General features: G+C 69.1%; 22 protein-coding genes and 4 pseudogenes. 16 read left to right on the top strand and 10 right to left on the bottom strand.

The window, feature by feature from the left end; all coding sequences use genetic code 11:
- Positions 1-68: 68 nt before the first annotated feature.
- The 5 genes and pseudogenes from FPZ41_RS50600 to FPZ41_RS22570 all read right to left on the bottom strand — a co-directional run.
- Positions 69-194, bottom strand: a pseudogene (locus FPZ41_RS50600) (IS701 family transposase); the annotation flags it as partial.
- A gap of 240 nt (positions 195-434) precedes the next feature.
- Positions 435-1,139: a GntR family transcriptional regulator gene (locus FPZ41_RS22585; RefSeq protein ID WP_322620573.1), complete on the bottom strand. Its 705-nt coding sequence runs from the start codon at positions 1,137-1,139 to the stop codon at positions 435-437.
- Between the two features lie 34 nt (positions 1,140-1,173).
- Positions 1,174-1,677, bottom strand: a complete 504-nt coding sequence (locus tag FPZ41_RS22580) for a flavin reductase family protein (RefSeq protein ID WP_131559414.1) — start codon at positions 1,675-1,677, stop codon at positions 1,174-1,176.
- A 26-nt stretch (positions 1,678-1,703) separates the two neighbouring features.
- Positions 1,704-2,129 carry an ester cyclase gene (locus tag FPZ41_RS22575; protein WP_152865335.1) on the bottom strand — a complete coding sequence of 142 codons (426 nt, stop codon included), beginning with the start codon at positions 2,127-2,129 and terminating at the stop codon, positions 1,704-1,706.
- A complete protein-coding gene (locus FPZ41_RS22570; RefSeq protein WP_152865333.1) occupies positions 2,116-3,720 on the bottom strand; it encodes a BCCT family transporter in 1,605 nt (534 codons plus the stop codon). Before FPZ41_RS22570 ends, FPZ41_RS22575 begins: the two co-directional genes overlap by 14 nt.
- A 243-nt stretch (positions 3,721-3,963) precedes the next feature.
- Between FPZ41_RS22570 and FPZ41_RS22565 the strand changes: the two genes are divergently transcribed.
- The 7 genes and pseudogenes from FPZ41_RS22565 to FPZ41_RS47230 form a co-directional block, all read left to right on the top strand.
- Positions 3,964-4,590: an amino acid synthesis family protein gene (locus FPZ41_RS22565; protein WP_152865331.1), complete on the top strand. Its 627-nt coding sequence runs from the start codon at positions 3,964-3,966 to the stop codon at positions 4,588-4,590.
- Positions 4,587-5,138 carry an amino acid synthesis family protein gene (locus tag FPZ41_RS22560; RefSeq protein WP_152865329.1) on the top strand — a complete coding sequence of 184 codons (552 nt, stop codon included), beginning with the start codon at positions 4,587-4,589 and terminating at the stop codon, positions 5,136-5,138. Before FPZ41_RS22565 ends, FPZ41_RS22560 begins: the two co-directional genes overlap by 4 nt.
- Before the next feature lie 6 nt (positions 5,139-5,144).
- Positions 5,145-5,876 carry an alpha/beta fold hydrolase gene (locus tag FPZ41_RS22555; RefSeq protein ID WP_152865327.1) on the top strand — a complete coding sequence of 244 codons (732 nt, stop codon included), beginning with the start codon at positions 5,145-5,147 and terminating at the stop codon, positions 5,874-5,876.
- Positions 5,869-7,356: an aldehyde dehydrogenase gene (locus tag FPZ41_RS22550; protein WP_152865325.1), complete on the top strand. Its 1,488-nt coding sequence runs from the start codon at positions 5,869-5,871 to the stop codon at positions 7,354-7,356. Before FPZ41_RS22555 ends, FPZ41_RS22550 begins: the two co-directional genes overlap by 8 nt.
- A gap of 1 nt (position 7,357) precedes the next feature.
- Positions 7,358-7,642 carry a tautomerase family protein gene (locus FPZ41_RS48550; RefSeq protein ID WP_322620572.1) on the top strand — a complete coding sequence of 95 codons (285 nt, stop codon included), beginning with the start codon at positions 7,358-7,360 and terminating at the stop codon, positions 7,640-7,642.
- Entirely contained in the window at positions 7,639-8,682 is a 1,044-nt protein-coding gene (locus FPZ41_RS22540) for an LLM class flavin-dependent oxidoreductase (RefSeq protein ID WP_152865323.1), read from the top strand. The genes FPZ41_RS48550 and FPZ41_RS22540 overlap by 4 nt, the downstream gene beginning before the upstream one ends.
- Before the next feature lie 376 nt (positions 8,683-9,058).
- Positions 9,059-9,244: pseudogene (locus FPZ41_RS47230) on the top strand (IS5/IS1182 family transposase); the annotation flags it as partial.
- Positions 9,245-9,309: 65 nt separating this feature from the next.
- Here FPZ41_RS47230 and FPZ41_RS22535 read toward each other — a convergent pair.
- On the bottom strand, positions 9,310-9,750 hold the full coding sequence (locus FPZ41_RS22535) for a winged helix-turn-helix transcriptional regulator (protein ID WP_152865322.1): 441 nt from the start codon (positions 9,748-9,750) through the stop codon (positions 9,310-9,312).
- A 78-nt stretch (positions 9,751-9,828) separates the two neighbouring features.
- Between FPZ41_RS22535 and FPZ41_RS22530 the strand changes: the two genes are divergently transcribed.
- The gene (locus FPZ41_RS22530) at positions 9,829-10,542 is read left to right on the top strand and encodes an SDR family NAD(P)-dependent oxidoreductase (protein WP_152865321.1); all 714 of its coding nucleotides are present in this window, start codon (positions 9,829-9,831) and stop codon (positions 10,540-10,542) included.
- Here FPZ41_RS22530 and FPZ41_RS50300 read toward each other — a convergent pair.
- Together FPZ41_RS50300 and FPZ41_RS22525 are read right to left on the bottom strand one after the other, a co-directional pair.
- Positions 10,442-10,906 carry an SbtR family transcriptional regulator gene (locus tag FPZ41_RS50300; protein WP_407698805.1) on the bottom strand — a complete coding sequence of 155 codons (465 nt, stop codon included), beginning with the start codon at positions 10,904-10,906 and terminating at the stop codon, positions 10,442-10,444. The two genes, FPZ41_RS22530 and FPZ41_RS50300, sit on opposite strands and share 101 nt — an antisense overlap.
- Before the next feature lie 10 nt (positions 10,907-10,916).
- Positions 10,917-11,609, bottom strand: coding sequence for a TetR/AcrR family transcriptional regulator (locus FPZ41_RS22525; RefSeq protein ID WP_152865320.1), 693 nt, complete (start codon positions 11,607-11,609; stop codon positions 10,917-10,919).
- 53 nt (positions 11,610-11,662) lie between these two features.
- Between FPZ41_RS22525 and FPZ41_RS22520 the strand changes: the two genes are divergently transcribed.
- Both FPZ41_RS22520 and FPZ41_RS47225 read left to right on the top strand, forming a co-directional pair.
- Positions 11,663-12,784 carry an FAD-dependent oxidoreductase gene (locus FPZ41_RS22520; RefSeq protein ID WP_152865319.1) on the top strand — a complete coding sequence of 374 codons (1,122 nt, stop codon included), beginning with the start codon at positions 11,663-11,665 and terminating at the stop codon, positions 12,782-12,784.
- Between the two features lie 214 nt (positions 12,785-12,998).
- The gene (locus FPZ41_RS47225; RefSeq protein ID WP_194236181.1) at positions 12,999-13,172 is read left to right on the top strand and encodes a hypothetical protein; all 174 of its coding nucleotides are present in this window, start codon (positions 12,999-13,001) and stop codon (positions 13,170-13,172) included.
- Positions 13,173-13,182: 10 nt separating this feature from the next.
- Here the strand turns inward: FPZ41_RS47225 and FPZ41_RS22515 are convergent, their stop codons facing one another.
- A complete protein-coding gene (locus FPZ41_RS22515) occupies positions 13,183-13,905 on the bottom strand; it encodes a dienelactone hydrolase family protein (RefSeq protein WP_152865317.1) in 723 nt (240 codons plus the stop codon).
- 1,323 nt (positions 13,906-15,228) lie between these two features.
- On the opposite strand from FPZ41_RS22515, the pseudogene FPZ41_RS22495 reads away from it, so the two are divergent.
- The 6 genes and pseudogenes from FPZ41_RS22495 to FPZ41_RS22475 form a co-directional block, all read left to right on the top strand.
- Positions 15,229-16,461 (top strand): annotated as a pseudogene (locus FPZ41_RS22495) (MFS transporter); the annotation flags it as partial.
- Positions 16,462-16,558: 97 nt separating this feature from the next.
- Positions 16,559-17,109, top strand: a pseudogene (locus FPZ41_RS22490) (IS5/IS1182 family transposase); the annotation flags it as partial.
- Between the two features lie 363 nt (positions 17,110-17,472).
- The gene (locus FPZ41_RS22485; protein ID WP_152865311.1) at positions 17,473-18,012 is read left to right on the top strand and encodes a DUF4232 domain-containing protein; all 540 of its coding nucleotides are present in this window, start codon (positions 17,473-17,475) and stop codon (positions 18,010-18,012) included.
- 817 nt (positions 18,013-18,829) lie between these two features.
- On the top strand, positions 18,830-18,988 hold the full coding sequence (locus FPZ41_RS47220) for a hypothetical protein (protein WP_194236180.1): 159 nt from the start codon (positions 18,830-18,832) through the stop codon (positions 18,986-18,988).
- 87 nt (positions 18,989-19,075) lie between these two features.
- Positions 19,076-22,231, top strand: coding sequence for a lantibiotic dehydratase (locus FPZ41_RS22480; protein ID WP_322620571.1), 3,156 nt, complete (start codon positions 19,076-19,078; stop codon positions 22,229-22,231).
- Entirely contained in the window at positions 22,228-23,547 is a 1,320-nt protein-coding gene (locus tag FPZ41_RS22475) for a lanthionine synthetase C family protein (RefSeq protein WP_152865309.1), read from the top strand. Before FPZ41_RS22480 ends, FPZ41_RS22475 begins: the two co-directional genes overlap by 4 nt.
- Before the next feature lie 59 nt (positions 23,548-23,606).
- Here FPZ41_RS22475 and FPZ41_RS48545 read toward each other — a convergent pair.
- Positions 23,607-23,948 (bottom strand): MFS transporter (locus FPZ41_RS48545; protein ID WP_228022907.1); only part of this gene is annotated, 342 nt, incomplete at its 5' end.

Here is a 23,948-nt window from a genome sequence, read left to right as displayed (position 1 = left end):
GGGCCGCGCCGATCGCCGGCAAGCTGGCGGCCGGCCTGACATGACTGCGCACAGGCCGCGCATCGGACCAGCAGCCCGCGTACGTTGTCGCGCATCCTCCACCGTGGCTCGACGCGGCCGAAGCGCACTCCGACCTGCAGCAGCAACGACTCCAGCTCAGCAGCCCACAGCCCTGCGTCGACTTCCCTCTCCATGGCAGGCCCAACGCGCCCCGCAACTGCGGGGCTGCTCGCCAGCTTGGTGCTGCCGTCGACGGAGTACAGGGCTGTCGTGGTCAGAGTCCTGTGTACGTCTGCTGCCACGAGCGGGGCGCCGTCAGGCAGGATGAGGCTGCTGTCGGTGACCGGGGAGTGGTTGTCCCGCTTGTTGACCTCTTCGTGCAGGCCTTGCCGTCGTGCCGGATCCGCCCGCAGTGAACGGGCGTTGGCCCGGTATCAGGAACTCGTCTTGCCGAACTTCTCGTTCGGCCCACTGATGGGCAGCCCGGCCAGCAGCGCACGCCGGCTGGCCCTGACGTGCTCGCGCATCACGTGCTCGGCGCTGTCGCCGTCCTTCTCGAGGATCAGCTCCAGGACGATGTGGTGCTCGCGGTCCGACTGAAGGGCACGTCCCGGCTGACTCAGTGACGTGTTGACCAGCCGGGAGTAGGCCAGCTGGTTCATCAGCATCCGGTAGTGGGCTTCCAACTTGCTGTTGTCGGCACCGGCGATGAGCAGGTCGTGGAACTCCTGGACCAACTCCGCATACCGCTCCCGGTCGTCCCGCGCCACCGCTTCGTCGGCCTCGCGCAGATTCTGCTCGAGCTTGTCGATCTCCGGGACCCGGCCGCGCTGGGCGAGGAGGCGGGCGGCCGCGCCCTCGATGAGTTCCTTCATCACGAAGAGTTCCGTGATCTCGCGGCGGGAGGGGGTGGTGACGAACGTCCCGACACGTGGCCGGATTTCAACCAGCCCTTCGGTCTGCAGCTGTTTGAGGGCTTCGCGTACCGGCGTACGACTGACGCCGAACTCCTCGGCGAGGGCGAATTCCGAGAGCGGAGCCCCGGGATCGATGTCTCCCTTGATGATGCGCCTGCGCATTTCGGCGATCACTGTGGCCTGCATCGATCCGTTCTTCGGTTCGCTCTTTGCACGATTCACCGAACCCTCCTCAGCCTTCCGAGCCACCCGCCGGTCATCCCAACGACGCGAGCGCGCCGCCGTCGAAGAACTTACCCGCGCTGTAGACCATCGGATGATGCTCGGCGGCCGCGGCGTGTACGACGCGGCAGATGAACACGGTGTGGGTGCTGGCCCGCAGCCGCTCGCGGATCTCGACCTCCATCTGCGCGCTGCTTCGAGCGATCAGCGGGCTGCCGAACGGGCCGCTCTGCCAGTCGAGGTCCTTGAACTTGTCGGCGGCTTTGCCTGCGAACGTGCCGACGACGTCGAGTTGCTCCGTGGACAGGATGTTGATCGCGAGATGGTTCGCCCGGAACAGACAGTCGTGGGTGGACGAGGTGTGCTGGACGCACACCATCACGGTGGGAGGGTCGAGCGAGATGCTCGAGAACGCGTTGACGGCCAGCCCTCTGGGGATCTCTCCGTCCATCGCGGTCACGACCGTGACACCGGTGACGAACTGCCGGTTGACCCGCTTCATCACGTCGAGGTCGGGGGTGGAGGCAAGCGCGGCCATGAGGGTGCTCCTTGTCATCTCGATCGTCAGTCCTGTCCCACGCTGATGATGCCCAGCGCCGAGAGCAGCGCCCGGGGATCCCACGTCACGTGCTCCTCGACAACCCGGTCCCCCTCGAAGCGGGCGAACGTGGCGCCGCCGACTTCCACGCGCCGCTGGGTGGGCGGGACACCGAGGAACGAATTCACGTGGGTTCCGCTGCTGTGCCAGCGGATCGCGGCCCTGTCGCCTTCGACCACGATGTCGTCGATGGTGGTGGTCAGGTCCGGGAACGCCGCTCGCGTGGAGAGGATCGCCGCCTTGAAGGCATCCAGGTTCTGCGGGTGCGGGTCCGTCCCGTGGCGCAGGTAGGCCGGGCTCAGCAATACGTCGAGCGCATCGACGTCGCCGTGCCCCCAGGCCTCGGCCCATACCTTTTCGATGAGCCCACGGCGGGCGTCAGTGTGCGACATCGGTCTTCTCCTTTCGGTCTGCGCGCAGTTCCTTCCAGAACGACACCGCCAGACCGGCGATGATCACGAGGAACGGCAAGGACGTCACGATGACGGTGTTCTGCAGGGCGGTCAGTCCGCCTGCGAGCATGAGGACGACGGCGGTGACTCCGGTGATGACGCCCCAGAGGATGAGCACCGAACGGCGCGGGGTGAGCGATCCGTCCGAGGTCATCATGCTCAGCACATAGGTGTTGGCGTCCGCGCCGGAGACGAAGAACATCACCACCAGGAGGATCGCGATCGCCGAGGTGAGCCCGGCGAGCGGGAAGTGGTCGAGGGTCGCGAAGAAGGCGCTGTTGATGTCGGCCGCGGTCTGCTTGGCGATGTCGCCGCCCTCGAACATGTCGATGTGGATCGCGGTGCCGCCGAAGACCGTGAACCAGGTGAAGAACACCACGCTGGGGACGACCAGGACGCCCATGATGAACCCTCGGATGGTGCGGCCGCGCGAGATACGGGCAAGGAAGACGCCGACGAACGCGCCCCAGGAGACCCACCAGGCCATCATGAAGTAGGTCCACCACTGCATCCACTCGAGCCCGCCGAAGGCGGTGCCCTGCAGGCTCATCCGGAAGAAGTCGGTGGCCCACTGGCCGAGGGACTCAATGTAGAGGTTCGCGATGAACACGGCCGGGCCGACGATCAGCATGAAGACGAACAGCGCGACTGCCAGAAGCGAACTGCCCTGGCTCAGGAACTTGATGCCCTTGCTGACTCCGGTCACCGCCGAGAGCGTGAACACCGAGGTGACTGCGGCGATGATGAGTACCTGGCTCACCGAGTTCACCGGGATTCCGAACAACTTCCCGAGACCGTTGTTGACTTGGAGGGCTCCCAGGCCCAGGGAGGTCGTGGTGCCGAAGAGCGTCGCGAACACGGCGAGCACGTCGATCGCCTTGCCGATGACGCCGTTCACACGGTCACCGAGCAGCGGCGCGAACATCTGACTCACCAGGGTGCGCCGGCCTTTGCGGTGGGTCGAGTACGCGATGGCCAGACCGAAGATGGCGAAGATCGCCCAGGCCTGCAGGCCCCAGTCGAAGTAGGAGTACTGGAGTGCTCTCACCGCCGCCGCCGGTGTGTTCGGCTCGGCGAGACCGTGCGGTGGTGTCGCCAGGTGGGAGATCGGTTCGGCGACGCCGTACGAGACCAGTCCGATACCCATGACCGCGCTGAGGATCATGGCGAACCAGCTGAGCGTCGAGAACTCGGGACGGTCGCTGTCCTTGCCCAGTCGGAGGTCGCCTGCGGGGCTGAAGGCCAGGAACACCAGGAAGATCAGGATGGCGAGTGTGACCACCAGGTAGCTCCAGCCGAATGTGGCCGTCACCCAGTTCAAGGAGGTGTTCGTGACCTTGTTCAGGTTGTCCGTGAAGAGCACCGCCCAGGCCACGAAGACTGCGGAGACACCGAGCGAGGTCCAGAAAACGGAACCGAGCCTGCCGCCGCCGTCGTGGCCCTCACCGGTGCCCTCCACAAGGCTTTCCTCGTCATGGCCCGACGGTGTCTCAGGCGTCGTTCCCGTACCGGCTTGCAGGTGACTGGACATGAAACTCCTTGAGAGTCCGCAGGGCCTGATGTCCCACGGCCCTGGCATGCAAGGAGCAGTAATGCATGGCACAGATAGAGCGTCAAGGGGTCCGTCACGACGAATCACATCCCGGCACCGACGCCACCGATGACCGCACTTCACAGCGTTATTGCTGGTTATCGCAGGGGCCCGGAGAGGGCGGGCAACTCTTCCGCTCAGCCTCTTGACCGTCGCGACGGACGATACCTATCGTCCTGTGCCATGCAAGAGCGTAAGGAACGCCCTGACGAGAGCATCGGTCTCCGGAAGCTCGTGCTCTACCGCGATGTCGTCCTCACCGAGGCGGGCGAGACACCCGCCCAGCCCGCGTGGCGCGCAAGCGTCGCCGCTGTCATACGGAACCCCTGGCTGGGGACCGGCCCCTCGGCCGGCCTCTCCGCGGAGCAGGGCCACATCGCCCCGGTGCTCGCCAAGTTGCTGACCGACCGGCTCATCGCCGCCCTGGGCGGCGTGGACGAGATCGAGTCGTTCGGCAAGGCCGCCATCGTCGGCACGGCGGGCGAGATCGAGCACGCCGGGGCACTCATCCACACACCGTACTTCGGCAACCTGGTCCGGGAGTTCCTCCAGGGCGAGTCGATCATCTGCTTCGCCGACACCCGTGCCGAGGCCGGCGAGACGCTGATCGTCCCGCTCTGGCACAAGACACACGCCGCGACACGCAGTCACTACCAGACCATCAGCGCCCGCGTTCCGGACGCCCCCCGTGCGGACGAGATCGTCGTCATCGCGGCCGCGTCGACAGGACCGCGTCCGCACCCCCGGATCGGGGACCGCATGAGCGACCCCGTCGTCACCACCCAGAGCCTGGAGGCAGTCCCCTCATGAACGTGCGCAGGATCGTCACCGTCGTCGAGGAGATCCGGACCGAAGGCGGCCGCGCCCTCGAGCGCCCCGCCCGTATCGCCGTGGTCGCGGCGGTGATCGAGAACCCGTGGGCCGGTCAGGGCTTCGTGGAGGACCTCCATCCCGGCATCGAGGCGAACGCCTCCGATCTCGGCGCACTGCTGGCCCCCGCGGTGCTCGAAGCACTCGAGGCCCCCGCCGAGGCATACGGCAAGGCGGCCATCGTCGGCCTGGACGGGGAGATCGAACACGGGTCGGCACTGATCCACACGCTCAAGTTCGGCGACCACTTCCGCAAGGCCGCGAACGCCACCACCCTGCTGCCGGCGGTCGAGAAGCGCGGGCCCGCCGGCGTGGTCTTCGACATCCCGCTGAAGCACATCACCGACGCCACGATCCGTTCGCACCACCAGAGCTTCGAGGTCCGGGTCGGCGACGCCCCCCACCCCAACGAGATCGTCATCGCCCTTGCCGCAGCAGCCCAGGGGCGCCCCCAGCAGCGCCTGGCGCCGCTCTCGACCGAGCAGTAGGTACTGATGAGCAAGCCGACCGTGGTGCTGCTGCACGGCGTCGGGCTCGACCACACCATGTGGGAGCCCGCCGCCGCGCTCCTGACCGACCGCTTCACCGTGATCGCCCCCGACCTGCCGGGCCACGGCACCCACCCGCCGGTGAGCGACGGGGTGACGCTCGCCGCCCTGGCCGACGGGGTGATCGGTGAGATCCCCGACGGCTCGCACCTGGTCGGATTCTCGCTGGGCGCGCTGGTCGCCCAGCATGTGGCGCTGCACCACCCGCACCTCGTGGCCACGCTGACCTCGGTCAGCTCGGTGTGCGCGCGCACGGCCGAGGAACGGGCATCCGTACTCGACCGGCTGCACACCGCGGAGACCGACTTCGCAGCGAGCGCGGCCGCCTCCCTCGAGCGGTGGTACGCCGGCACCGACGTCGACCCCGACCGCGTGGCCCGTACCGAGGCCACCCTGCTCGCCAACGACGCCAACTCCTTCCTCAACTGCTACCGCGTGTTCGCCACCGCGGACGCCGAACTCGCACCGGACCTGGCCACCATCGCCGTACGCGCACTGGCGGTGACCGGCGAGAACGATCCCGGGTCCACGCCCGCGATGACCCACCGGCTCGCCGCGGCACTGCCCGACTGCCGTGCCGTGGTCGTCCCCGGAGCGCGTCACATGCTGCCCGTCGAGCGCCCCGAAGCGTTCGCCGCCGCCCTCACCACCTTCATCGGAGCATGCGCACATGTCTGAACCCACCACATGGCAGCACTTCATCGGCGGAACATGGGTCGAGCCCTCGTCGGGCGAGTACTTCGAGAGCACCAACCCGGCCACGCGCGAAGTCCTCTACCGGGCGGCACGCGGGAACGCCACCGACATCCAGCGAGCCGTGTCCGCCGCGCGGGAAGCCTTCGAGGACCCGCGCTGGCGCGACCTCAGCCAGACGCGACGCGGACACCTCCTGCGCCGCCTCGGTGACCTGATCGCCCAGAACGCCGAGGACCTGGCCCGCATGGAGACGCGGGACAACGGCAAGCTGCTGCGCGAGATGCGCGGGCAGCTGGCGACCCTGCCCGAGTACTACCACTACTACGCCGGGCTGGCCGACAAGATCCACGGCGACTTCATCCCCACCTCCGACCGCCAGGTGCTGAACTACACGGCCCGCGAGCCGCTCGGCGTCGTCGGCGCGATCACGCCCTGGAACTCCCCGCTGACGCTGACCAGCAGCAAACTGGCGCCCGCGCTCTGCGTCGGCAACACCGTCGTGATCAAGCCCTCGGAGTACACCTCGGCCACGGTGCTCAGGCTCGCCGAGCTGGCGCTCGAGGCGGGATTCCCGCCGGGCGTGGTCAATGTCGTCACCGGGTTCGGCGGCGAGGCCGGGCAGGCCCTGGTCGACCACCGCGACCTCGCGAAGATCTCCTTCACCGGCAGCACCGCCACCGGGGCCCGTATCGCAGCGGCGACCGCGAGCCGGTTCATCGGCTCCACGCTCGAACTCGGCGGTAAGTCCCCCAACATCGTGTTCGAGGACGCGAACGTCCCGAACGCCGCGATGGGCGTCGTCGCCGGCATCTTCGCCGCCGCCGGGCAGACCTGCATCGCAGGCAGCCGCGTCTTCGCCCACCGGTCCGTCTACGACGAGCTGCTGGAGCGGGTCTGCGAGCGCGCCAGGACCATCCGCATCGGCGACCCCATGGACGAGCAGACCGAGCTCGGCCCGCTGGCCTTCGCCGACCAGCGCGACAAGGTGGCCGGTTACGTCGACCTCGGACGCGGCGAAGGCGCCCGGGTCCTCACCGGTGGCCGGGCCACCGACGGCGGCCTCGGCGGCTACTTCTACGAGCCCACCGTCCTCGTGGACGTCGACAACGAGATGCGCGTCGTACGCGAGGAGATCTTCGGCCCCGTCCTGGCCGTCATGCCGTTCGACACCGAGGAGGAGGTCATACGCCTGGCCAACGACACCGACTACGGACTCGCGGCCGGCGTGTGGACGACGAACCTCGCCCGGGCGCACCGGATGGCGGCGCGCCTGGATGCCGGGACCGTGTGGGTCAACACCTACCGGGCCATGTCCCCCATGTCACCGCGCCAGGGCTTCAAGACCAGCGGCGTGGGCGTCGAGCACGGCACCGAGACGATTCTGGAGTACACGCGGCTCAAGAGTGTCTGGATCAACACGAGCGAGGAGCCCGTGGCCGACCCGTTCACGATGCGGAGCTGACGTGCCGCAGATCGCCATCACCCTCGCCGAGGGCCGGACTCCGGCACAGATCCGGGACCTGATGCACGAGGTGCACGCCGCGGTCCTGCGCACCGTGAACACCCGGCCCGAGTACATCCGCGTCGTCGTCCACGAGGTCCCCCGCACGCACTGGGCCACCGGTGACGTCACCCTCACCGAAATGGACGCGGCCCGCGCACAGCGGTCCGGCGTCAGCGCCGACGAGCACAGCGACCAGGGCACCGCCCACCGCCCGGTCCCCACAGCAGACGAGGAGCAGTCATGAGGTTTTCGTTGTTCGTACACATGGAGCGCTGGGACGAGGAGGTCAGCCACCGGCAGCTCTTCGAGAACCTCTCCGAGCTGGCCCTGATGGCCGAGGCCGGCGGGTTCGCCACCGTCTGGATCGGCGAGCACCACGCGATGGAGTACACGATCTCCCCCAGCCCGATGCCGCTGCTCGCCCACCTCGCCGCGAAGACCTCGACCATCCGACTGGGTGCGGGAACCGTCATCGCCCCGTTCTGGCACCCGCTCAGGGTCGCCGGTGAATGCGCGCTGCTCGACGTCATCAGCAACGGCCGGATGGAGGTCGGACTCGCCCGGGGCGCCTACCAGTTCGAGTTCGACCGACTGGCAGGCGGGCTGCCCGCCGCCGACGGCGGAAAGCACCTGCGTGAGCTCGTGCCGGCCGTCCGGGCGCTCTGGCAGGGCGACTACGCCCACGACGGCGAGATCTGGCAGTTCCCCACATCGACCAGCGTGCCCAAGCCGGTCCAGCAACCCACCCCGCCCATGTGGATCGCCGCCCGCGACCCCGCCTCCCACGACTTCGCCGTGTCGCAGGGCTGCAACGTCATGGTCACCCCGTTGATGAAGGGCGACGAGGAAGTCCGCGACCTCAAGCAGAAGTTCGACACCGCCGTGGCCAACCATCCCGAGACGCCACGCCCCGACCTCATGGTCCTGCGGCACACACACGTCCACTCCCCCGACGAGCCCGACGGCTGGCGCCCGGCCGCGGAGGCGATCAACCGCTTCTACCGAACCTTCGACGCCTGGTTCGGCAACAAAACCACCCCGCAGAACGGGTTCCTCCCACCCAGCCCGGAGTCGAAGTTCGAAGACCGGCCGGAGTTCCGACCGGAGTCGCTGCACAAGACTGCGATGATCGGCACCCCGGCTGAAGTCATCGAGCGCATACGCACCTACGAGGAACTCGGCATCGACGAGTACAGCTTCTGGATCGACACCAGCCTGCCGCACGAGGAGAAGCGCAAGTCGTTGGAGCTGTTCATCAAGGAAGTCATGCCGGCCTTCCAGTAAGTCAAGACCATCCCGCGAAGCCGCTGTCAAGGAAGAACCGGACCTCGGTGAACACGACGCCGGCAGTCAGCACCAAGGCCGCATGCGCTGCGCTTCCCGGAGTTCACCGAAACCTTCGGCACGACCGTGATGCACCGGCTCCCCGACCGCCACATCCGCCAATTCGACGGCGAGATCCACCTCGCGGCGGACCAGCTACTCGGCGGCCGGTCTCGCCCAGAGTGGGGAAACATAACGCGGTGTCGCCGGTTGGCCACCGGCGATCCCGCGCATCATTGGTAGTCCGCCGCCACGCGCGTGGCCTCGGCGGTCAGGCCCTGCTGGGCGCCGGACGTGAAAGGCAGCGCCGCTTCCGCCACTTCCACCGCAAGGCTTTTGGCGTCAACTGCCTCCCCGCTTGGAGGTGTCGAAGTCCACCGCGCATCGCCGGTCCCTGATCTGGTCCAGAGCCTGCGTCTGGGGCCGACTCGACGACGCCGACCTCATCGACGTCTCCCGCGCCGTCCTCGACACCGCCCACGTCCGGGCGAAAAAAAGGGGCGAACACACAGGTCCAAGCCCATCTGAGAGTCGAGCCAGTGCCGACCATGTGCTTCGGCGACCGGGCGTTGTGCAGCGCAGTCGCTCTCATCGCGTGTCGTAGTGGTGGCGCGCGGTTTCGATCTCGTCGTTGTGGTCGGTGACCCATCGGGCGAGGGCATAGACCGTTGCGCGCAGACTCTCGCCGAGTGCGGTCAGCTCGTATTCGACGCGCGGTGGGACTTCGGCGTAGGCGGTGCGGGAGACGATGCCGTCGCGTTCCAGGTGGCGCAGGGTGAGGGTGAGCATGCGCTGGGAGATGCCCGGGACCCGCTGGTGCAGCATGCCGAAGCGCAGGGGGCCCTGGCTCAGGAGGCCGATGACCAGGACCGACCACTTGTCTCCGATCCGGTCGAGGGTCTCGCGGAATCCGCGGCCGTTGTCCGGCCAGGTCTCGCATGGGTGGGGGATGTCGTCGGGCCAGGTCTCCTGCGAGTGCGGGGTGCGGGCGGCGGCGTGGTCAGGGTCAGCTGTGTGCTCTGCGAACATCGATGTGCCTTTTGTGAGGTCCTCGATACATCCCTACCGTGGGGTTACGCACTCATCGTAAGCAATCGAGGTAGCAGCATGTCTTCCCTCTCTTCCCCCCTTCCCACCGTCGCGGTCGTCGGGGCCGGCCCGGGCCTGGGCCGCGCCGTGGCCCGCCGCTTCGGCACCGCCGGGCACCCCGTCGCTCTGATCGCCCGCAATGCTGACAAGCTCCAGGACGCCGCCGATGCCCTGGCCGCCGAGGGCATCGCCGCCCGCGCCTACCCGGCCGACGTCACCGACGCCAAGGCCCTGACCGGCGCGCTGGAGGCGGCCGCCGAGGAACTCGGGCGGATCGGTGTGCTCTCCTACAGCCCGGCCCCCACCTTCCCCAACGTGGCCGGCCGGGTTCCCGATCTGAAGGAGCTGGGGTTCACCCCCGCCGCACAGACGACCCCGGAGTCGGTGCGGTCCATGTTCGACATGCTCGTCGGTGGTGCCCTCACCGCTGCCGCCACAGTTCTGCCGGGCATGCGTGAGGCGGGCGACGGCGCCCTGCTGTTCACCACCGGCACGACCGCCCTCCTCCCGATCCCGGGGATGAGCAATTCCGGCATCGCCCTGGCCGGACTGCGCTCCTGGGCCCAGGGCCTGCACAACGATCTCGCCGACGAGGGCGTCTACGTCGGCCACCTGTGCATCGGTGTCCCGATCATTCCCGGTTCCGGTGCGGGCGACCCGGACGCTCTCGCCGAGCGCTGGTACCAACTCGCCCGAGCACGCGACACCTTCGAGACCACCGTCGGGTTCTGAACCGCTCCAGGACCGCCCCGGTCCGGTCGTTGCGCAGCCGATGACTGCACCGGCAACACCGATGCTCGCGGCAAGGCGATCCGCGCCGACCATCGACGATGGCGCTGTGGACACGCTTGGAGCCCACCCCCAGCGGGCAGGCGGGGTGCCGGTGGTCAGCGGGGCGTGAGCCGTTGAACGCGATGTCGAGGAGGCGTGTGCTTGGGTCGGGGGCCGACTCGGCCGCGTTGGCGTTGGCGTTGGCGTTGGCCATGATGAACAGTTCCGCCGGCTGCACATCCGCTCGGGCGGTGCCGTGCGCGCCGGCGTTGGCGAGCAACTCCGCGAGGGCCCCCTCCAGCGGTTCGCGCCGGCTGCAGATCAAGAGCTGATGGTCACGCCGGCGGCCGGGTGAGTTTGGCGGCCACTGCGTCGAGGACCCAGTCCAGACCGGTCGCGAAGGATGCCTCGGCGTCCACCTCCGTGCCGTCGTACACGGCCTTGGTCAGCGCCGGGAAGCGGCCCGTGGCCAACATTCTCGTCACATGCGGGCCGGAGGCGCACTGCCAGTCGCGCTTGGACAGGCCCGTGGCGCGCTCGGCCCGCAGGTTCGCGATCTCGCGCCTGATCGCGCCAGTGAAGTAGGCGCCGACAGTCTCCACGGCGCGCATGACAGTGTCGACGTCGGCGAGGCCGTCGAGGGCGGACAGCGTGGCCTCGGCCACGGCGAGGCCGTTCGGGCCCAGGGTAGGGCGGCCGCCAAGCAGGTCGGCCAGCCATTCGTGACGGAGAGCGGCCCGTCTGGTGCGGTGGGCGAGGATGCGCAGCGCCTCCCGCCCGTCACCGGGCTGCTCCTCGGGGAGGATCTCGGCATGGACCTCGTCCACCATGAGGTCGAACAACTCGTCCTTGGTGGAGATGTATCCGTACAGCCGCATCGGGCCGGCGTTCAGCCGGGCGGCGACCTTGCGCAAGGACACCGCCTCCAGCCCGCCCTCGTCGGCCAGCGCGATGGCGGCGGCGACGATCCGCTCCCGGTCGAGCGGCACGGGTTGAGCCGGCGGCTCCGGCCGGTCCCACACAGTCATGGTCACACCGTTCTGTTGCGATGCATCGTCATGCGGAAATACAGTGTATCGGCATGAGGCATCGTATCGCCGTGGTCGGGAGCGGCCCTGCCGGCATCACCTTCGCCCGTGTCCTGCACCGCCATGATCACCCCGTCACCGTCCTCGAACGCGATCCCGCCCCCGACGCCCGCCCCCCGGGCGGCACGCTGGACCTGCACGAAGGGATGGGCCAGCGCGCGCTGGACAAGGCGGGGCTGCTGGCGGAGTTCCAGGCGCTGTCCCGTCCCGAGGGCCAGGCCATGCGCATCCTGGATCCGGACGGGACCGTCCTTCGCGACTGGCGACCCCGTCCGGATGACCGGGCCAATCCCGAGATCGACCGCGGGCAACTCCGTGACCTGCTGCTCGGCCCTCTCGACGTCCAGTGGGGCCGGGGCGTGACGCAGGTGGTGCCGGGGACCCAGGACGGCGTACGGGTCCACTTCACGGACGGGCGACAGGAGACGTTCGATCTCGTGGTCGGCGCGGACGGTGCCTGGTCCCGGATCCGCCCGGCGGTCTCGTCGGTGACGCCGCACTACACCGGCGTCACCCTGGTCGAGACCTCCCTGGACGACGTCGACGCCCGCCACCCTGACCTCGCCCGGTTGATCGGTGACGGTTCCGTGGCTGTGTACGGCGTGAACCGCGCGCTCGTCGCCCAGCGCAGCAGCGGCTGCCACGTCAAGGTGTACGCCCAGTTCCGCGCACCGCTGGACTGGCACACGAACCTGGACCTGGCCGACGTCGAGGCCGTGCGATCGAATCTGCTGGCTCTGTTCGACGGCTGGGCCGCTCCCGTCCTCGACCTCCTCCGCCACGGCACCGCTTTCGTCCACCGCCCCCTCTACGTCCTGCCCGTGTCCCACACCTGGACCCACGTCTTCGGGGTGACGCTACTGGGCGACGCCGCCCATCTGATGCCCCCGTTGGGGGCGGGCGCGAACCTCGCGATGCTGGAAGGCGCCGAACTCGCCGAGTCCATCGCCACCGCCGGACCTGGAGATCTGGACGAGGCCGTCCGCGCCTTCGAGAAACAGATGTGGGCACGGGCCGGCAGGTGGGCGCAGATCACGACGGCCGGTCTGGAACGCCTCGTGAGCCCGGACCCCGCCGAAGCCCTCGCCCTCTTCGACCAAGTCCAGCCATCCTGACTGCCAAGCGCGAGAGCATCAGCACCAACAGCTCGCCACGGCTTCACGGGACAGTACGGCACCGCCGCGGTCCCTTCCGGCAAAACCACCGTCAGACGAACGCACGGACGCCTGCACCGAACGCAGCCCTCAGCCCGCTACCGCCAAAATCCGGTCCGATCCTCCTCGCTGGCCGGTACGGGCCGAGTGCCTCACGGCGTGGTCCCAGGAGGTGATGGCGGCGCTGGTGGCCGAGCGCCGCCCCGACCGGCCGGTACCGCCGGTGGCCGGTACCGCCGCGATCGGGGCGGTTGTGCATCTGCCGGCCGCCGCCATCGAGGAGGGCCGGGACCTGTCCTCGATGAGCGGTGTCCTGGCCGGCACCGCCCAGCGTCTGCTGCCGGCCTGACGGCCCGGCCTCACTTCAGGTGCCGGCCGAAGAACCGGTCGCCGTCCTCCACCTCGAACCACGGGGTGCCGGTGTGCCCGCCCATATTGGCGTGCAGCGTCTTCTCCTTGGTGCCGAAGGCGTCGAACAGGTCCAGGGCCCGCTGCCGGGGGTTCCCTTCGTCGTCCCACTGCAGCAGGAACAGCAGCGGGATGGTGACCTGCCGGGCCTCCTCGCGCTGGGCGCGGGGCACGTAACCCCCGGCGAAGAAACCGGCGGCCGCGATGCGCGGCTCGACCACCGCCAGCCGAATGCCGACGGCGGTCCACCCCGAGTACCCGACCGGGCCGCCGATCTCGGGCAGCGACAGGAGGGCGTCCAGGGTGGTCCGCCATTCCGGGACCGCCTTTTCGACCAGCGGGCCGATGAAGGACTCGAAGATCTCATCGAGCGGCTCGCCGGCCTGCATCGCCCGGCGGAGGTCGGCGCGGGCCTGCTCGTCGGCGACGGAACGGGGCCGGTCACCGCACCCGGGGGCGTCGATGGCGGCCACCGCGTAGCCGTGCGTCGCAGAGTGCCGGGCCCGGGCCACCAGCCGGGGTTCCCCCTTGGGCAGGCCGTTGTTGTGGGCCATCAGGATCAGCGGGGCCGGTGCGGCGGATCCAGGCGTCCACAGGGTGCCGGGGATCTCGCCGAGGGTGAATTCGCGTTCGAGGACGCCGTCGTCGAGGCGCTGCTCGGAAGTGAATTGCATGGTCGTGCCTTTCGGGAGTGCTCTTGAACGGCGCTCCCGGACGACCTATCGCCCGACCGTGACCCCTGAGGGGAGCACCCATGTCGAAACGTTCACGGGTACCACCTCCTCGTTCTCTCGCACGGCCTCCGGGAAAGTAGCAGTGGTTGCCGTGGTCCGCCAACAGGTTTTTGCGGAGGTTCCGGGGCCCGCCGCGAAGGCGGTCACGCTCAGCCAGCAAGATCCAACGGATTCACAGCCGCTCGCTTGACAAGTGCAGAGAATCCATGGAGACGCCACTGGTTTGCTGACAGCCGCTGACGCGCTGCCGCCGGTAGTTCAGAGAAGGTCGGTGTACAACTTCGTCGTCAACTGCCCGCCACAGCCGCCCCACAACAGCCCGCACCAGAACGCATCCCCCGGTGCCGCTGACGGAAGACACCCGCCTCGATCGCCTCCAACGGCAACGGCAGCGGCACCTCCGACTCCGCACCACCCAACACCGCCGTCTGAATACGCCTCGTATCCCCCTGCAAACGAGACCCAGGACGGCTGCGCCGCGTGATCGCGTCAGCCACGCATTGATCATTTCACCGCTGCTTGGGCTCCTCATCCAGCTTCCCGGCCGCCGGCCAGACGGCTCCGCCACCAGAGGTCAGAACGCCACTGCCGATGAGTGGCGAAGGGATCCGGCAGCGTGCGCTCGACGTACCTGGCATCCAGGGCACGCACTTGGCGTTCAAGTTCCGCGCGAGGCCTGGCAGGCAACTGCCGCACGACCTCCTCAAGCACGTCGCGAACATGCCGCACGTCGTCGAAAGAACAGCCGCGGCACGAACACTCCGCATCCTGCGGATACAGGGGCCGACGCCCCGGGGGTTGCAGAAATCCTCGATACCGCCGCAGCGCACGCTCGGTGGCGCCAGGGTAGATGTAGTAGTCGCCTGAGAGCCGCTCCACTCGATCTATGGCGATGCTGGTTCGGGCAGAGAGGCCGTGGATCCGGGCTGGAGGCAAGCTCCACGCGGCACGGGGGTTCTGTTGAGCGCGCAGCGCGCCGGGCCGCTTACGCGGCATCGACCTTTCGGTACATGGACATGAGGACCATCATGCCAGCCTCCACGGTCCGATGACTGCCAGGAAGTCGCATCCGGTATCGGCTCATCGCATCAGGACACAACCCCACATGAGGCCCGGGACGGATTGGCGAGACGTCCCTGAGAAGTTACGCGGATAGGCACTTTGCGATAACGCACTCCCCCGTGCCCAGGAAGCTCTGACGAACGGGCTTACGGGTGAGGGCAGCGTCAGGCAGATGCCTGCCCCGGGTGCCCCTCCCTGGACACGGTCACCGGCGGCGGGATGCTGATGTTCGGTGGCCGGCTGGGCGACCTGCTCGGGCGGCGGCGCGTACTGCTACTCGGCACCGGCCTGTTCGGCGCCGCGTCCCTGCTGGCAGGCCTGACCCCCACTTTTGCCCTGCTGGTGGTCGCGCGCCTGCTGCAGGGCGTGGGTGAGGCCATCGCGCTGCCTGCCGCGATGGCCACCATCGTCCTGATGTTTCCCGAAGGTCCGCGTCGGTCGCAGGCCCTGAGCGTGTGGGCGGCGGTGGCCAGTTGCGGTCTCGTGCTCGGGTTCGTCCTGTCCGGAATCATCACGGCCCACATGGGGTGGCGGTGGATCTTCCTGGTCTCGGTTCCGTTCGTCCTGGTTGTGCTGCTAGCAGCTGTCTTCCTGGTCGAGGGTGACCGGCCCGTGGCCAAGGACGCCCCGCTGCTGGACCTTCCCGGCGCGCTGTTGCTGACCGCCTGCCCGCTGCTGTTCACCTTCGGCGTGGTCGAGGCTGGTGAACCTGGAACGCCCGCATGGGTGGTCCCGGGGGCGCTGGCCGGGGCAGTGGCCGCCGGGGCCGGGTTCGTGCGGGTCGAGGCACGTTCACGCAACCCTCTGCTGCCGCTGCGCTTCTTCGCCAACCGCACGCGTGTGGCGGCCAACCTGGCCACGACGCTGCTGAGCGGGGCGTTGTCGACCTCGTTCCTGCTGTTCACCTTTTATCTGCAGGAGCGGCTGGGCATCGGCCCGCTGGGCGCGGGCCTGACGATGCTGCCTCTGGCGGTCTCGCTGATCGTGTTCTCCATGCTCGTGCCCCGTCTGCTGGGCCGCTGGGGAGCACGCGCGTGCGTGCTCGTCGGCATTGGGTTCACCGCGGCCGCGATGGCCACGATCGCGCTCGTCTCGGCCCTGCAGGCAGGCGGGGTGGCGATGATCCCGGCCATGCTTCTGGTCGCTGCTGGGATGGGGTTCGGCATCGTGGGGCTGCAGTACGCCGCGGTCAGCGGCGTCACCGAGGGCGATGCCGGGATCGCCTCGGGTGTGCAGCGCGCGGCCGACCAGTTGGGCGGTGCGACCGGGGTGGCAGTCTGCATCGGGACCGGGTTCGCCCCGGCCCTGCACCCCCTCGACCCATTCCTGGTCGCCACCCTGCTGGCCGCCATAGGCCTCGTGACCGGTGTGGTCGTGGCCTGGCGCATGCCCGCGCCCGCTCCCGCAGCGGACATGCAGAAACAGACCGGGTGACCTTCGCCCCGCCCGGGGTCTGCCGCCCCGATTGCTGAGGCGGCACACTCCGGCCGGGATTGCTGGTCAACGCCCTCTATAGCCAAGCGAAGGTCACGTGCCCGTCCTGCCCTCATCCATCACCGACCGTTGTGGGACCAGTTCCAAGCCCTCCTGCCCAAACGGGAGGCGGCCGCTCACCCGTTGGGCTGCCACCGCACCCGCATCCCCGACCGGGTCGTGTTCGACAAGCTCCTGGCCCGCCTCGTGCTCGGAGGCACCCACCAGCAGCACGCCGGCCACACCTGCTCGGCAACCACGATGAGGGCCCGGCGGGACGAGTGGATCGCCACTGGCCTCTTCGAGCGGCTGCGCCAGCCGGCGCTGGAGGCCTACGACGAGGCCATCGGTCTGGACCTCGAGAACCTCGTGGTGGACGGTTGCATCGTGAAAGCCCCTGGTGGCGGCCAGAACACCGGGCGCAGCCCGGTGGACCCAGGCAAGAGCGGTCTGAAGCGCTCGGTACTGGTCGACGGTGGAGGCTTGCCACTGGGGTGGGTGGGTGCCGACGTGAACCGCAACGACTCACCGCTACTGCGCCCCATCCTGGAGACTCTGCGCCTGTTCGGGTTCCGTCTGCCACCGGCGATCACGGTGCACCTGGAGGCCGACTGCCACTCCTGGCAGCGCTGTTCGCATCACAGTCCTGAATCGTCAGCAGTTCGCCTTCTGGCGCATCTCGGCCAGTGAGTAAGAACGGCACTCCCGGACCCTGAACACGCAGGTCACCTTCCTCCTCCGAACGGCGCGTCCGCGGGCGCCGAGGTCGCGGGCCGATGCGGTGTCCTCCCCACGACGCCGCATCGGCCCGCACCGCGTGAGTTTCCGTACGCGGCCACAGTTGGGAGCCTGACTGTCGGAAAAAAGGTTCTCCGGCACACCGAACCTCCCCCGGGCATTGCACATCTTCAAGCGCGTAGGCGCGCACTGACCTCGCGCGCCGATTCGTATGCGAGGGGAAACCGAAACTTCATGAAGAGCAAGCTGACCGCCGTGGCCCTTGCGGCGATCGTCGTCGCCGGCACTGCCGCTGCCGCCATCCCGGCCTCGGCCGCCTCCAAGGCCGAGCCGACCCGCTGCCACACCGCTGACCTGAAGGCCGGCTTCGCCATGGGGGATGACGCGAAGCCGGAGATGGAGCAGACCGAGAAGCAGACCCAGGCGTACATCTGGTTCACCAACCAGAGCGAGCGCACCTGCACCCTGTCCGGCTTCGCCGGCGTCGACATGATCGGCGCTCAGACGACCGACGGCACCTGGTCGCTGGCGCGCTCCTCCAAGACGCCCGAGAAGATGATCCTGGAGCAGGGGGACACGGTGGACTTCAGCATCACCCTGCTCCCGGTGGCCAAGTCCGCGCCGCAGAAGGAGAAGTTCGTTCCCGCGAAGTTCCTGGTCACCCCGCCGAACGAGACGGAGCACTTCACCCTGAAGTGGCCGTTCGGCGGCCAGATCCTCAAGCAGGACGGCGCCACCCGCCCGGCCACCTACCTCAACCCGGTCGGGCTGTAACCAACTGAACAGCCGCTGAGCTTCCCTTCAGCGTCGCTGGTGGCCACCGCAGGACTCCCGGAATGAGTTGAAGCCTCCGGGTGATGCGGTGGCCACGTCTGACACGCGGCACGCCCGGCCTTCTCGCCTGGGCCCTGGAGGTTTGTCTCCGGCACCAAATCTCCTGACACGCAGGAGGCGCCGGCCACGACTCGATGGCTGGCGCTGTTGCGCTGCGTAGTCGGCGACGAGTTGGGTCCTGTCCACCCCGCCCATGCCTTGGAGGACCTGGCCCAGCACGGCCGTGCCACCGCCCTCGACCCGCCGCCCGCTGTCGCGCAGCCTCGGCCCACTCGACGACCAGACCCTCGTCGGCTTCCTTCCTTCGCCTCGCTCGTCACAATGGCACGAGCCCGGCTCAAATCGCCGCTCGTATGGGGATGATGGACGAGACGCGCGACACACCCGGCGTCGTCTCGCCCTGGTTACTCGCGGACATGGACAAGCCGCTTGACGCAGGGTTCACATGACGCGGTTGTGCGGCAGCCCGGTCGGCCCGGGACGCCTTGCTGAGCCGTTCCGATCATGGCGTGAAGGGAACGTTGGGTCGGAGGCTCAGGTGGCACCTGCTCAACCCGGATCATCTGTTTGCCCCCGGGGAAATCCAGCCGTCAGGAGAGCCTCCCTTCCGGCGCACGGAGGCCGTATTTTTCAGTCAATCCATCTAAGTGCACATCAAGTTGGCCATGTATCAGACATATGCTCCCTTGGTTCAAGCAGAATCACACATTCGCCAACGCCAAACGACGTCGGCGAACCACACAACGGGAGGAGTCCTATGAGCACCAACCTTCTGCTGGAAGACACCACCGACCTCACCGAGCTGGACCTCGACATCCAGATCTCGGAGACCGACGGCGAGGGCCCCGCGTTCGCGGCGGGCGGAGCCACCTCACCCAGCACGTTCGGGTCGCCCTGCAACCTCTGCTGCGCCTAAGCGCCCGTCGTACTCGCGTGGGGCGGGGCCTGTCGCCCGCCCCACGCGAGTCGTGCCAGGCCTGGAACCGAGAGGGAGACGGAATCCGTGCGGGACGACGACCACTACACGCGCTACACGCCGCAGGACTGCCTGTTCCTGCGCATTTCGGCGATGCCCCGCACGGGACCGACCGGCCGCCTCCTCGGTGACTCCGCCGAGCAGGTGCGCGAAGCCGCCTGCCATCCGCTGTTCCGCGAGGCGCTTCACGTGGCCAGCGGCAGCCTCGCCGACTCCCTCGACCGGCTCGACTCGGGAGTGCACCCAGGGGGCAAGGGGCTGCGTCGTACGGCACTTGCCCTCTCCCGCTACGCGCTGCGGGCCGAGACCAGGCCCACGCCGTTCGGCCTCTTCGCCGGCGTGGCACCGGGGCGGGCGGCGGACACCACGAAGGTGAGCCTGGCCGGTCCCGGGCGGAAGGCCGTACGGCTGGACGCCGCCTGGCTGACGCGACGCGTCACGGAATGGCTCGCGCTGCCCGAGGTGAGGCGCGGCATCGACATCGTACTCAGCGATCTCTGCCGCACCCGGGGCGACCGGCTCGTCGTCCCTGGGAACGGCAGCGAGGCATCCCTCCGCAACACGGCCCTGGTGAGCTGGGTGTGCGAGCGGACGACGCGGCCTGTCCCCTACGCCGGGCTGCTGGAGCAGGCCGTAGACGTCTTCCCTCGATTCGGCCCCGCCCAGGTGGACGCCACGCTGTACCAACTCATGCGGCACGGCTTCCTGCTGACGTCCATCACCCCGCAGGACCTGGACGATGCGCTGTTCAACCGCATCGCGGCGGCTGTCTCTCGCGTGCCCGGGGCGGAGGAGGAACTCCGCTCCGTTCGCGCGGCGCTGGACGACTACGCCGCGACACCCCCGGGCGAGGGCCACGCGGCGTGGCGCAGGCTCATGCGGCTGACCGATCCCGAGGGCACCGCTGCCCGGCCACCCGTCCACGTGGATCTGCGCATGGACGCCGACGTTCAGCTGTCGCGGGCGGTGACCGAGGAGGCCGCCCGCTATGCCTCAGCCATGTGGGAGCTGTCCGCCGACTGGCTGACGCACGCTCACATGCGGACGTACCGTGATCGGTTCCTGGAGGCGTACGGCACCATCGGTGTGGTTCCCCTGGGCCGCCTCGTCGATCAGCACCGGGGCATCGGCTTCCCGCCCGGATACGGAGAACGGGGCGATGCTCGGTCCCCGGGGCAGCGCGAAGGGGAGCCACTGCCCAAGGCGCGTCGCCTCCTCACGCACGACTTGGTGCAGGAGGCGCTGCTGAGCGGTGACGACGAGGTCCGGCTCACCTCCGACCTGGTCGACCGGCTGGCCGTCGGTCAGGCGACGGGTGCGGCCGGCAGCCCTCCGAGGTCGCTGGAGCTGTGCTTCCAGTTGCTGGCCGAGAGCGGTGAGGCCATCGACCGCGGCGACTTCCGGCTCGTCTCCCCGGCGTACCCGGGTTCCTGGGTGGCCGGGGCGACCTTCGGCAGATTCGCCGAACTCGCGGGGATGGAAGGCGAGTTGCGGACACTCCTCGCCGGGCTGGGTGATGCCGGGACGGTGCCGGCCCAAGTGCTGTACCGGCCACGTACGGAGCGCGCGCTCAATATGGCGCAGGTTCCGCGCCTGCTGCCGTACCGGATTCCGGTGGGCGTCTACGCCGACCGAAGCGCGCCCGGCGTCCTGGACTGGCGTCAACTCCTTGTGACACCGGACGCGTCGGGGCTGCGGTTGGTGCTGCCGGACGACGGACGCGAGGTTCTTCCCGTCGTACCGCACATGGTGGCCCTCGAGCGGGAGGCGCCGCCCGTGGCCCGTCTGCTGGTGGACCTCGTCTTCGGCCGGGCCAGGACGTGGACAGGGTGGAACTGGTGCGGGCTGGAGGGACTGCCGTACCTCCCCCGGGTGACGTACGGCCGCGTCACGATCTTCCCTCGACGCTGGGTGCCCGACCGGCATCTGCGCGAGGCGGCGGACGGCAAGCCGGGAGAGGGCACGTCCGGATGGGACGAGGCGGTCGCGGCGTGGCGCGTGCGCTACCGCGTATCGGATGAGGTGAACCTCGCTCGGTGGGACCGTACGTACCGCGTGGACCTCACGGATCCCTGGCACCGGGAGGTGTTCCGCCACGAGGTCCGCCAAGGCGGCTCCCTGGCGATCATGGAGGATCTGACGGACGGCGGTCGCGCACTGGGCTGGTCCGGCGGACACAGCGGCGAAGTCGTCATCCCCCTTGCCCGGACCACCGCGCCGGGACCGTTCCCGCGGCCGGCCGGCGGCGGCGTACGACGGAACGATCAGCAGCAGACCACGCGCCTGTCGCGCCCCCCGGTGTCGTCGCGTCGGCCCACGGACCACAGCATTCAGCACCTACCGGGTGAGGAGTGGCTCTACGCCAAGTTCTACGCGGTCCAGGACACGCACGACGAGTTCCTGCACACCTGCCTGCCTGCTCTCGTCCGCGCGGTCGGAGATGAACTGCGCAGCTGGCACTTCATCCGATACCGCGATCCGGACCCCCATATCCGCCTCCGCCTGCACGGTGCGGCTGAAGCCCTGCGCACGACGGTCCTGCCTCAGCTCGCCGCCGTGAGCCGGGGCTGGCAGGAGGCCGGGGTGATCAGAACCACGGTCCTGGACACCTACCGGCCCGAGACCGACCGCTACGGCGGGCCGGAAGCCCTCCCCCACGCGGAGCGGATGTTCTGCGTGGACGCCCGGTCGGCACTGGCCCAGCTCGGGATGCGGGCGCGGGGCCGACTGACCCTGTCCGCCCCGGTGCTGGCGGCCGTCAACCACGCGCTGCTGCTGGAGTCGCTCGGCAACTGGGACTGGTCGGCGTGGATCAGCCGCGTCGTACCCAAAGGGCCTGCCCATTCCACCTACCGGCGGTACCAGGAGCAAGCCAGGTCGCTGATCGTCCCGGGGCGTACCGCCGAGAGCGCGACCCCGGTACTCGGCGCTCCCCTCACCGACCTGTGGACCAACACGCCCGAGACCAGGAAGTACGGTGCGCTGCTGCTGTCCGACGCGGGAGGGACGCCCGGTACCGGTGAGCACGCCGAGGCCGTCCTGTCGCTGCTGCACATGCAGCACAACCGCCTTCTCGGCATCGACAGGGCCCAGGAGGACATCGGATACGCCGTGCTGCGCGGCGTCGCCCGTGACCACCAGGGCCGCCTGGCGCACGCCCGGGACGAGGAGGAGGCCGAATGACCGCGCCCCGGCACGCGGACGAGGCACGAGACGTCGCCGCACAGGTCTTCGACCGGCTCGCCGACCCCGATGCCACCGCTGTGGACGCCCTCAACCCGGACCTTTCATCGCCGGTCATCGTGCGGGAGCTCCTGTGGTCGGACCTGTCCCTTTCCAGCGGCTACCCGGGAGTGTCGTTGGCCTACACCGGGCGCGGTCGCCCCAGCGCCGAGGACGCGGCGCGAGCGCATGCCTACCTCGTCCGTGCAATGCGGGCGATGGCCGCCACCGCCCACCCCCCGGCCGGCATCTACACGGGCCCGGGCGCCGTCGCCGTCGCCGTCCTCGTCGCCCACCACGCCACCGGCGGCTACCGCTCGGCTCTGGACCGACTCGACGACCATCAGCGTCGCCTCGTCCGCCGTGCGCTTCCCGAGGTGCGTGACACCCCGACGATCACCAACGGGGAGTTCGAGCTGGTTCGCGGTATGAGCGGCGTCGGCCGCTATCTGCTGGCTCGCCGTGAACAGTGCGATGAGGAACTGGGCCTCGTCCTCACCTACCTGACGCGCATGGCGCACGGTGAGATCACCCACCGGAGCCGACAGGTGCCCCGCTGGTGGACGTGGGCGGCGCCCAGGCTGGGGCAGGAGGTCGAGATGCCCGACGGGCATCTCAACCTCGGGTTCTCGCACGGTGTGGCCGGGCCATTGGCCTTGCTGTCGTTGGCCTGGCAGCAGGACGCGGTCGTGGACGGGCAGCGCGAAGCCGTCGAGCAACTGGTCGGCCTCCTGCAGACATGGGCTTTCGAAAGTGAGGACGGCAGCGGACCGGTCTGGTCGAATCACGTGACCCTTGAAGGCTGGGCGGCCGGGCCGCAGGGGCCACCGCCTCGTCAGCGCCCGTCCTGGTGCTACGGCGCCCCGGGGATCTCCCGTGCGATACAGCTCGCGGGGCAGGCGTTCGACCGGGCCGAGTGGGTCCGGCTGGCTCACCACTCCCTGCTGCCGCTCCTGGCCACGGATCCGGAGACATGGAGCATCGACAACCCCAACCTGTGCCACGGGTGGAGCGGTCTGATGCACCTGCTGGCCGTCCTGAACGAGTCCATCGGCGACAGACGCCTGGCCGACCTCGTCGACGACATGGCGGCCCGCACCCTCGCCCAGTTCCGCCCCGAATCCCGGTTCGGTTTCCAAGCCACCCTCACGGACGTCCCGCAGCCGGCCGACACCCCCGCGTTCCTGGAAGGCGCCGCCGGGACGGCTCTCGCCCTCGACGCCTACGCGGACGGCCGCACCACGACCGACTGGGACATGGCCCTGCTCCTGGCCTAGTGAGCCGCCTCCTCCGGGGAAGCCGTGTGGTCCGTGCGTGCCTGGTCGGGGGCGAGCTCTCACAGGAGGCCGGGGGAGAAAACGCCGCCGGTGAGGATCGTGGCCGGGGAAGCGACACCGAGGTCGTGGCGCAGTGCGGCGGCGAGACCGACCGCGCCCGAGGGTTCCAGGATCAGGCCCAGGTGTCCCTCACCAACCGCAGCGCCCTCCGGATGTCCATTGCCGATCACCGCGCCGCCGAGTGCGGGGCCCAGGGCGGGTGCGACGGCGACGGCGATCGACGTGGCGCCCATGGTCGCGCCACGGCGGTGCGCGGGCACGTATCGCATCACCGACGTCATCAAAAGGGGCACCATCGTCGCGGTTCCCCCCGCCTGCACGATCCGTGCGGTCAGGAGCAG

This window comes from Streptomyces acidicola (assembly GCF_009377235.1).
Taxonomy (GTDB): Bacteria; Actinomycetota; Actinomycetes; order Streptomycetales; family Streptomycetaceae; genus Streptomyces; species Streptomyces acidicola.
Note: the sequence above shows the minus strand (reverse complement) of the source record. Positions and strands in the feature narration are given on the sequence as shown.

What these genes read in the sequence shown, in the direction of transcription:
- FPZ41_RS22580 (WP_131559414.1), bottom strand. Translation starts at nt 1,677, where the DNA reads ATGGCCGCGCTTGCCTCCACCCCCGACCTCGACGTGATGAAGCGGGTC.
- FPZ41_RS22575 (WP_152865335.1), bottom strand. Translation starts at nt 2,129, where the DNA reads ATGTCGCACACTGACGCCCGCCGTGGGCTCATCGAAAAGGTATGGGCC.
- FPZ41_RS22570 (WP_152865333.1), bottom strand. Translation starts at nt 3,720, where the DNA reads ATGTCCAGTCACCTGCAAGCCGGTACGGGAACGACGCCTGAGACACCG.
- FPZ41_RS22565 (WP_152865331.1), top strand. Translation starts at nt 3,964, where the DNA reads ATGCAAGAGCGTAAGGAACGCCCTGACGAGAGCATCGGTCTCCGGAAG.
- FPZ41_RS22560 (WP_152865329.1), top strand. Translation starts at nt 4,587, where the DNA reads ATGAACGTGCGCAGGATCGTCACCGTCGTCGAGGAGATCCGGACCGAA.
- FPZ41_RS22555 (WP_152865327.1), top strand. Translation starts at nt 5,145, where the DNA reads ATGAGCAAGCCGACCGTGGTGCTGCTGCACGGCGTCGGGCTCGACCAC.
- FPZ41_RS22550 (WP_152865325.1), top strand. Translation starts at nt 5,869, where the DNA reads ATGTCTGAACCCACCACATGGCAGCACTTCATCGGCGGAACATGGGTC.
- FPZ41_RS22540 (WP_152865323.1), top strand. Translation starts at nt 7,639, where the DNA reads ATGAGGTTTTCGTTGTTCGTACACATGGAGCGCTGGGACGAGGAGGTC.
- FPZ41_RS22535 (WP_152865322.1), bottom strand. Translation starts at nt 9,750, where the DNA reads ATGTTCGCAGAGCACACAGCTGACCCTGACCACGCCGCCGCCCGCACC.
- FPZ41_RS22530 (WP_152865321.1), top strand. Translation starts at nt 9,829, where the DNA reads ATGTCTTCCCTCTCTTCCCCCCTTCCCACCGTCGCGGTCGTCGGGGCC.
- FPZ41_RS22525 (WP_152865320.1), bottom strand. Translation starts at nt 11,609, where the DNA reads ATGACTGTGTGGGACCGGCCGGAGCCGCCGGCTCAACCCGTGCCGCTC.
- FPZ41_RS22520 (WP_152865319.1), top strand. Translation starts at nt 11,663, where the DNA reads ATGAGGCATCGTATCGCCGTGGTCGGGAGCGGCCCTGCCGGCATCACC.
- FPZ41_RS47225 (WP_194236181.1), top strand. Translation starts at nt 12,999, where the DNA reads ATGGCGGCGCTGGTGGCCGAGCGCCGCCCCGACCGGCCGGTACCGCCG.
- FPZ41_RS22515 (WP_152865317.1), bottom strand. Translation starts at nt 13,905, where the DNA reads ATGCAATTCACTTCCGAGCAGCGCCTCGACGACGGCGTCCTCGAACGC.
- FPZ41_RS22485 (WP_152865311.1), top strand. Translation starts at nt 17,473, where the DNA reads ATGAAGAGCAAGCTGACCGCCGTGGCCCTTGCGGCGATCGTCGTCGCC.
- FPZ41_RS47220 (WP_194236180.1), top strand. Translation starts at nt 18,830, where the DNA reads ATGAGCACCAACCTTCTGCTGGAAGACACCACCGACCTCACCGAGCTG.
- FPZ41_RS22475 (WP_152865309.1), top strand. Translation starts at nt 22,228, where the DNA reads ATGACCGCGCCCCGGCACGCGGACGAGGCACGAGACGTCGCCGCACAG.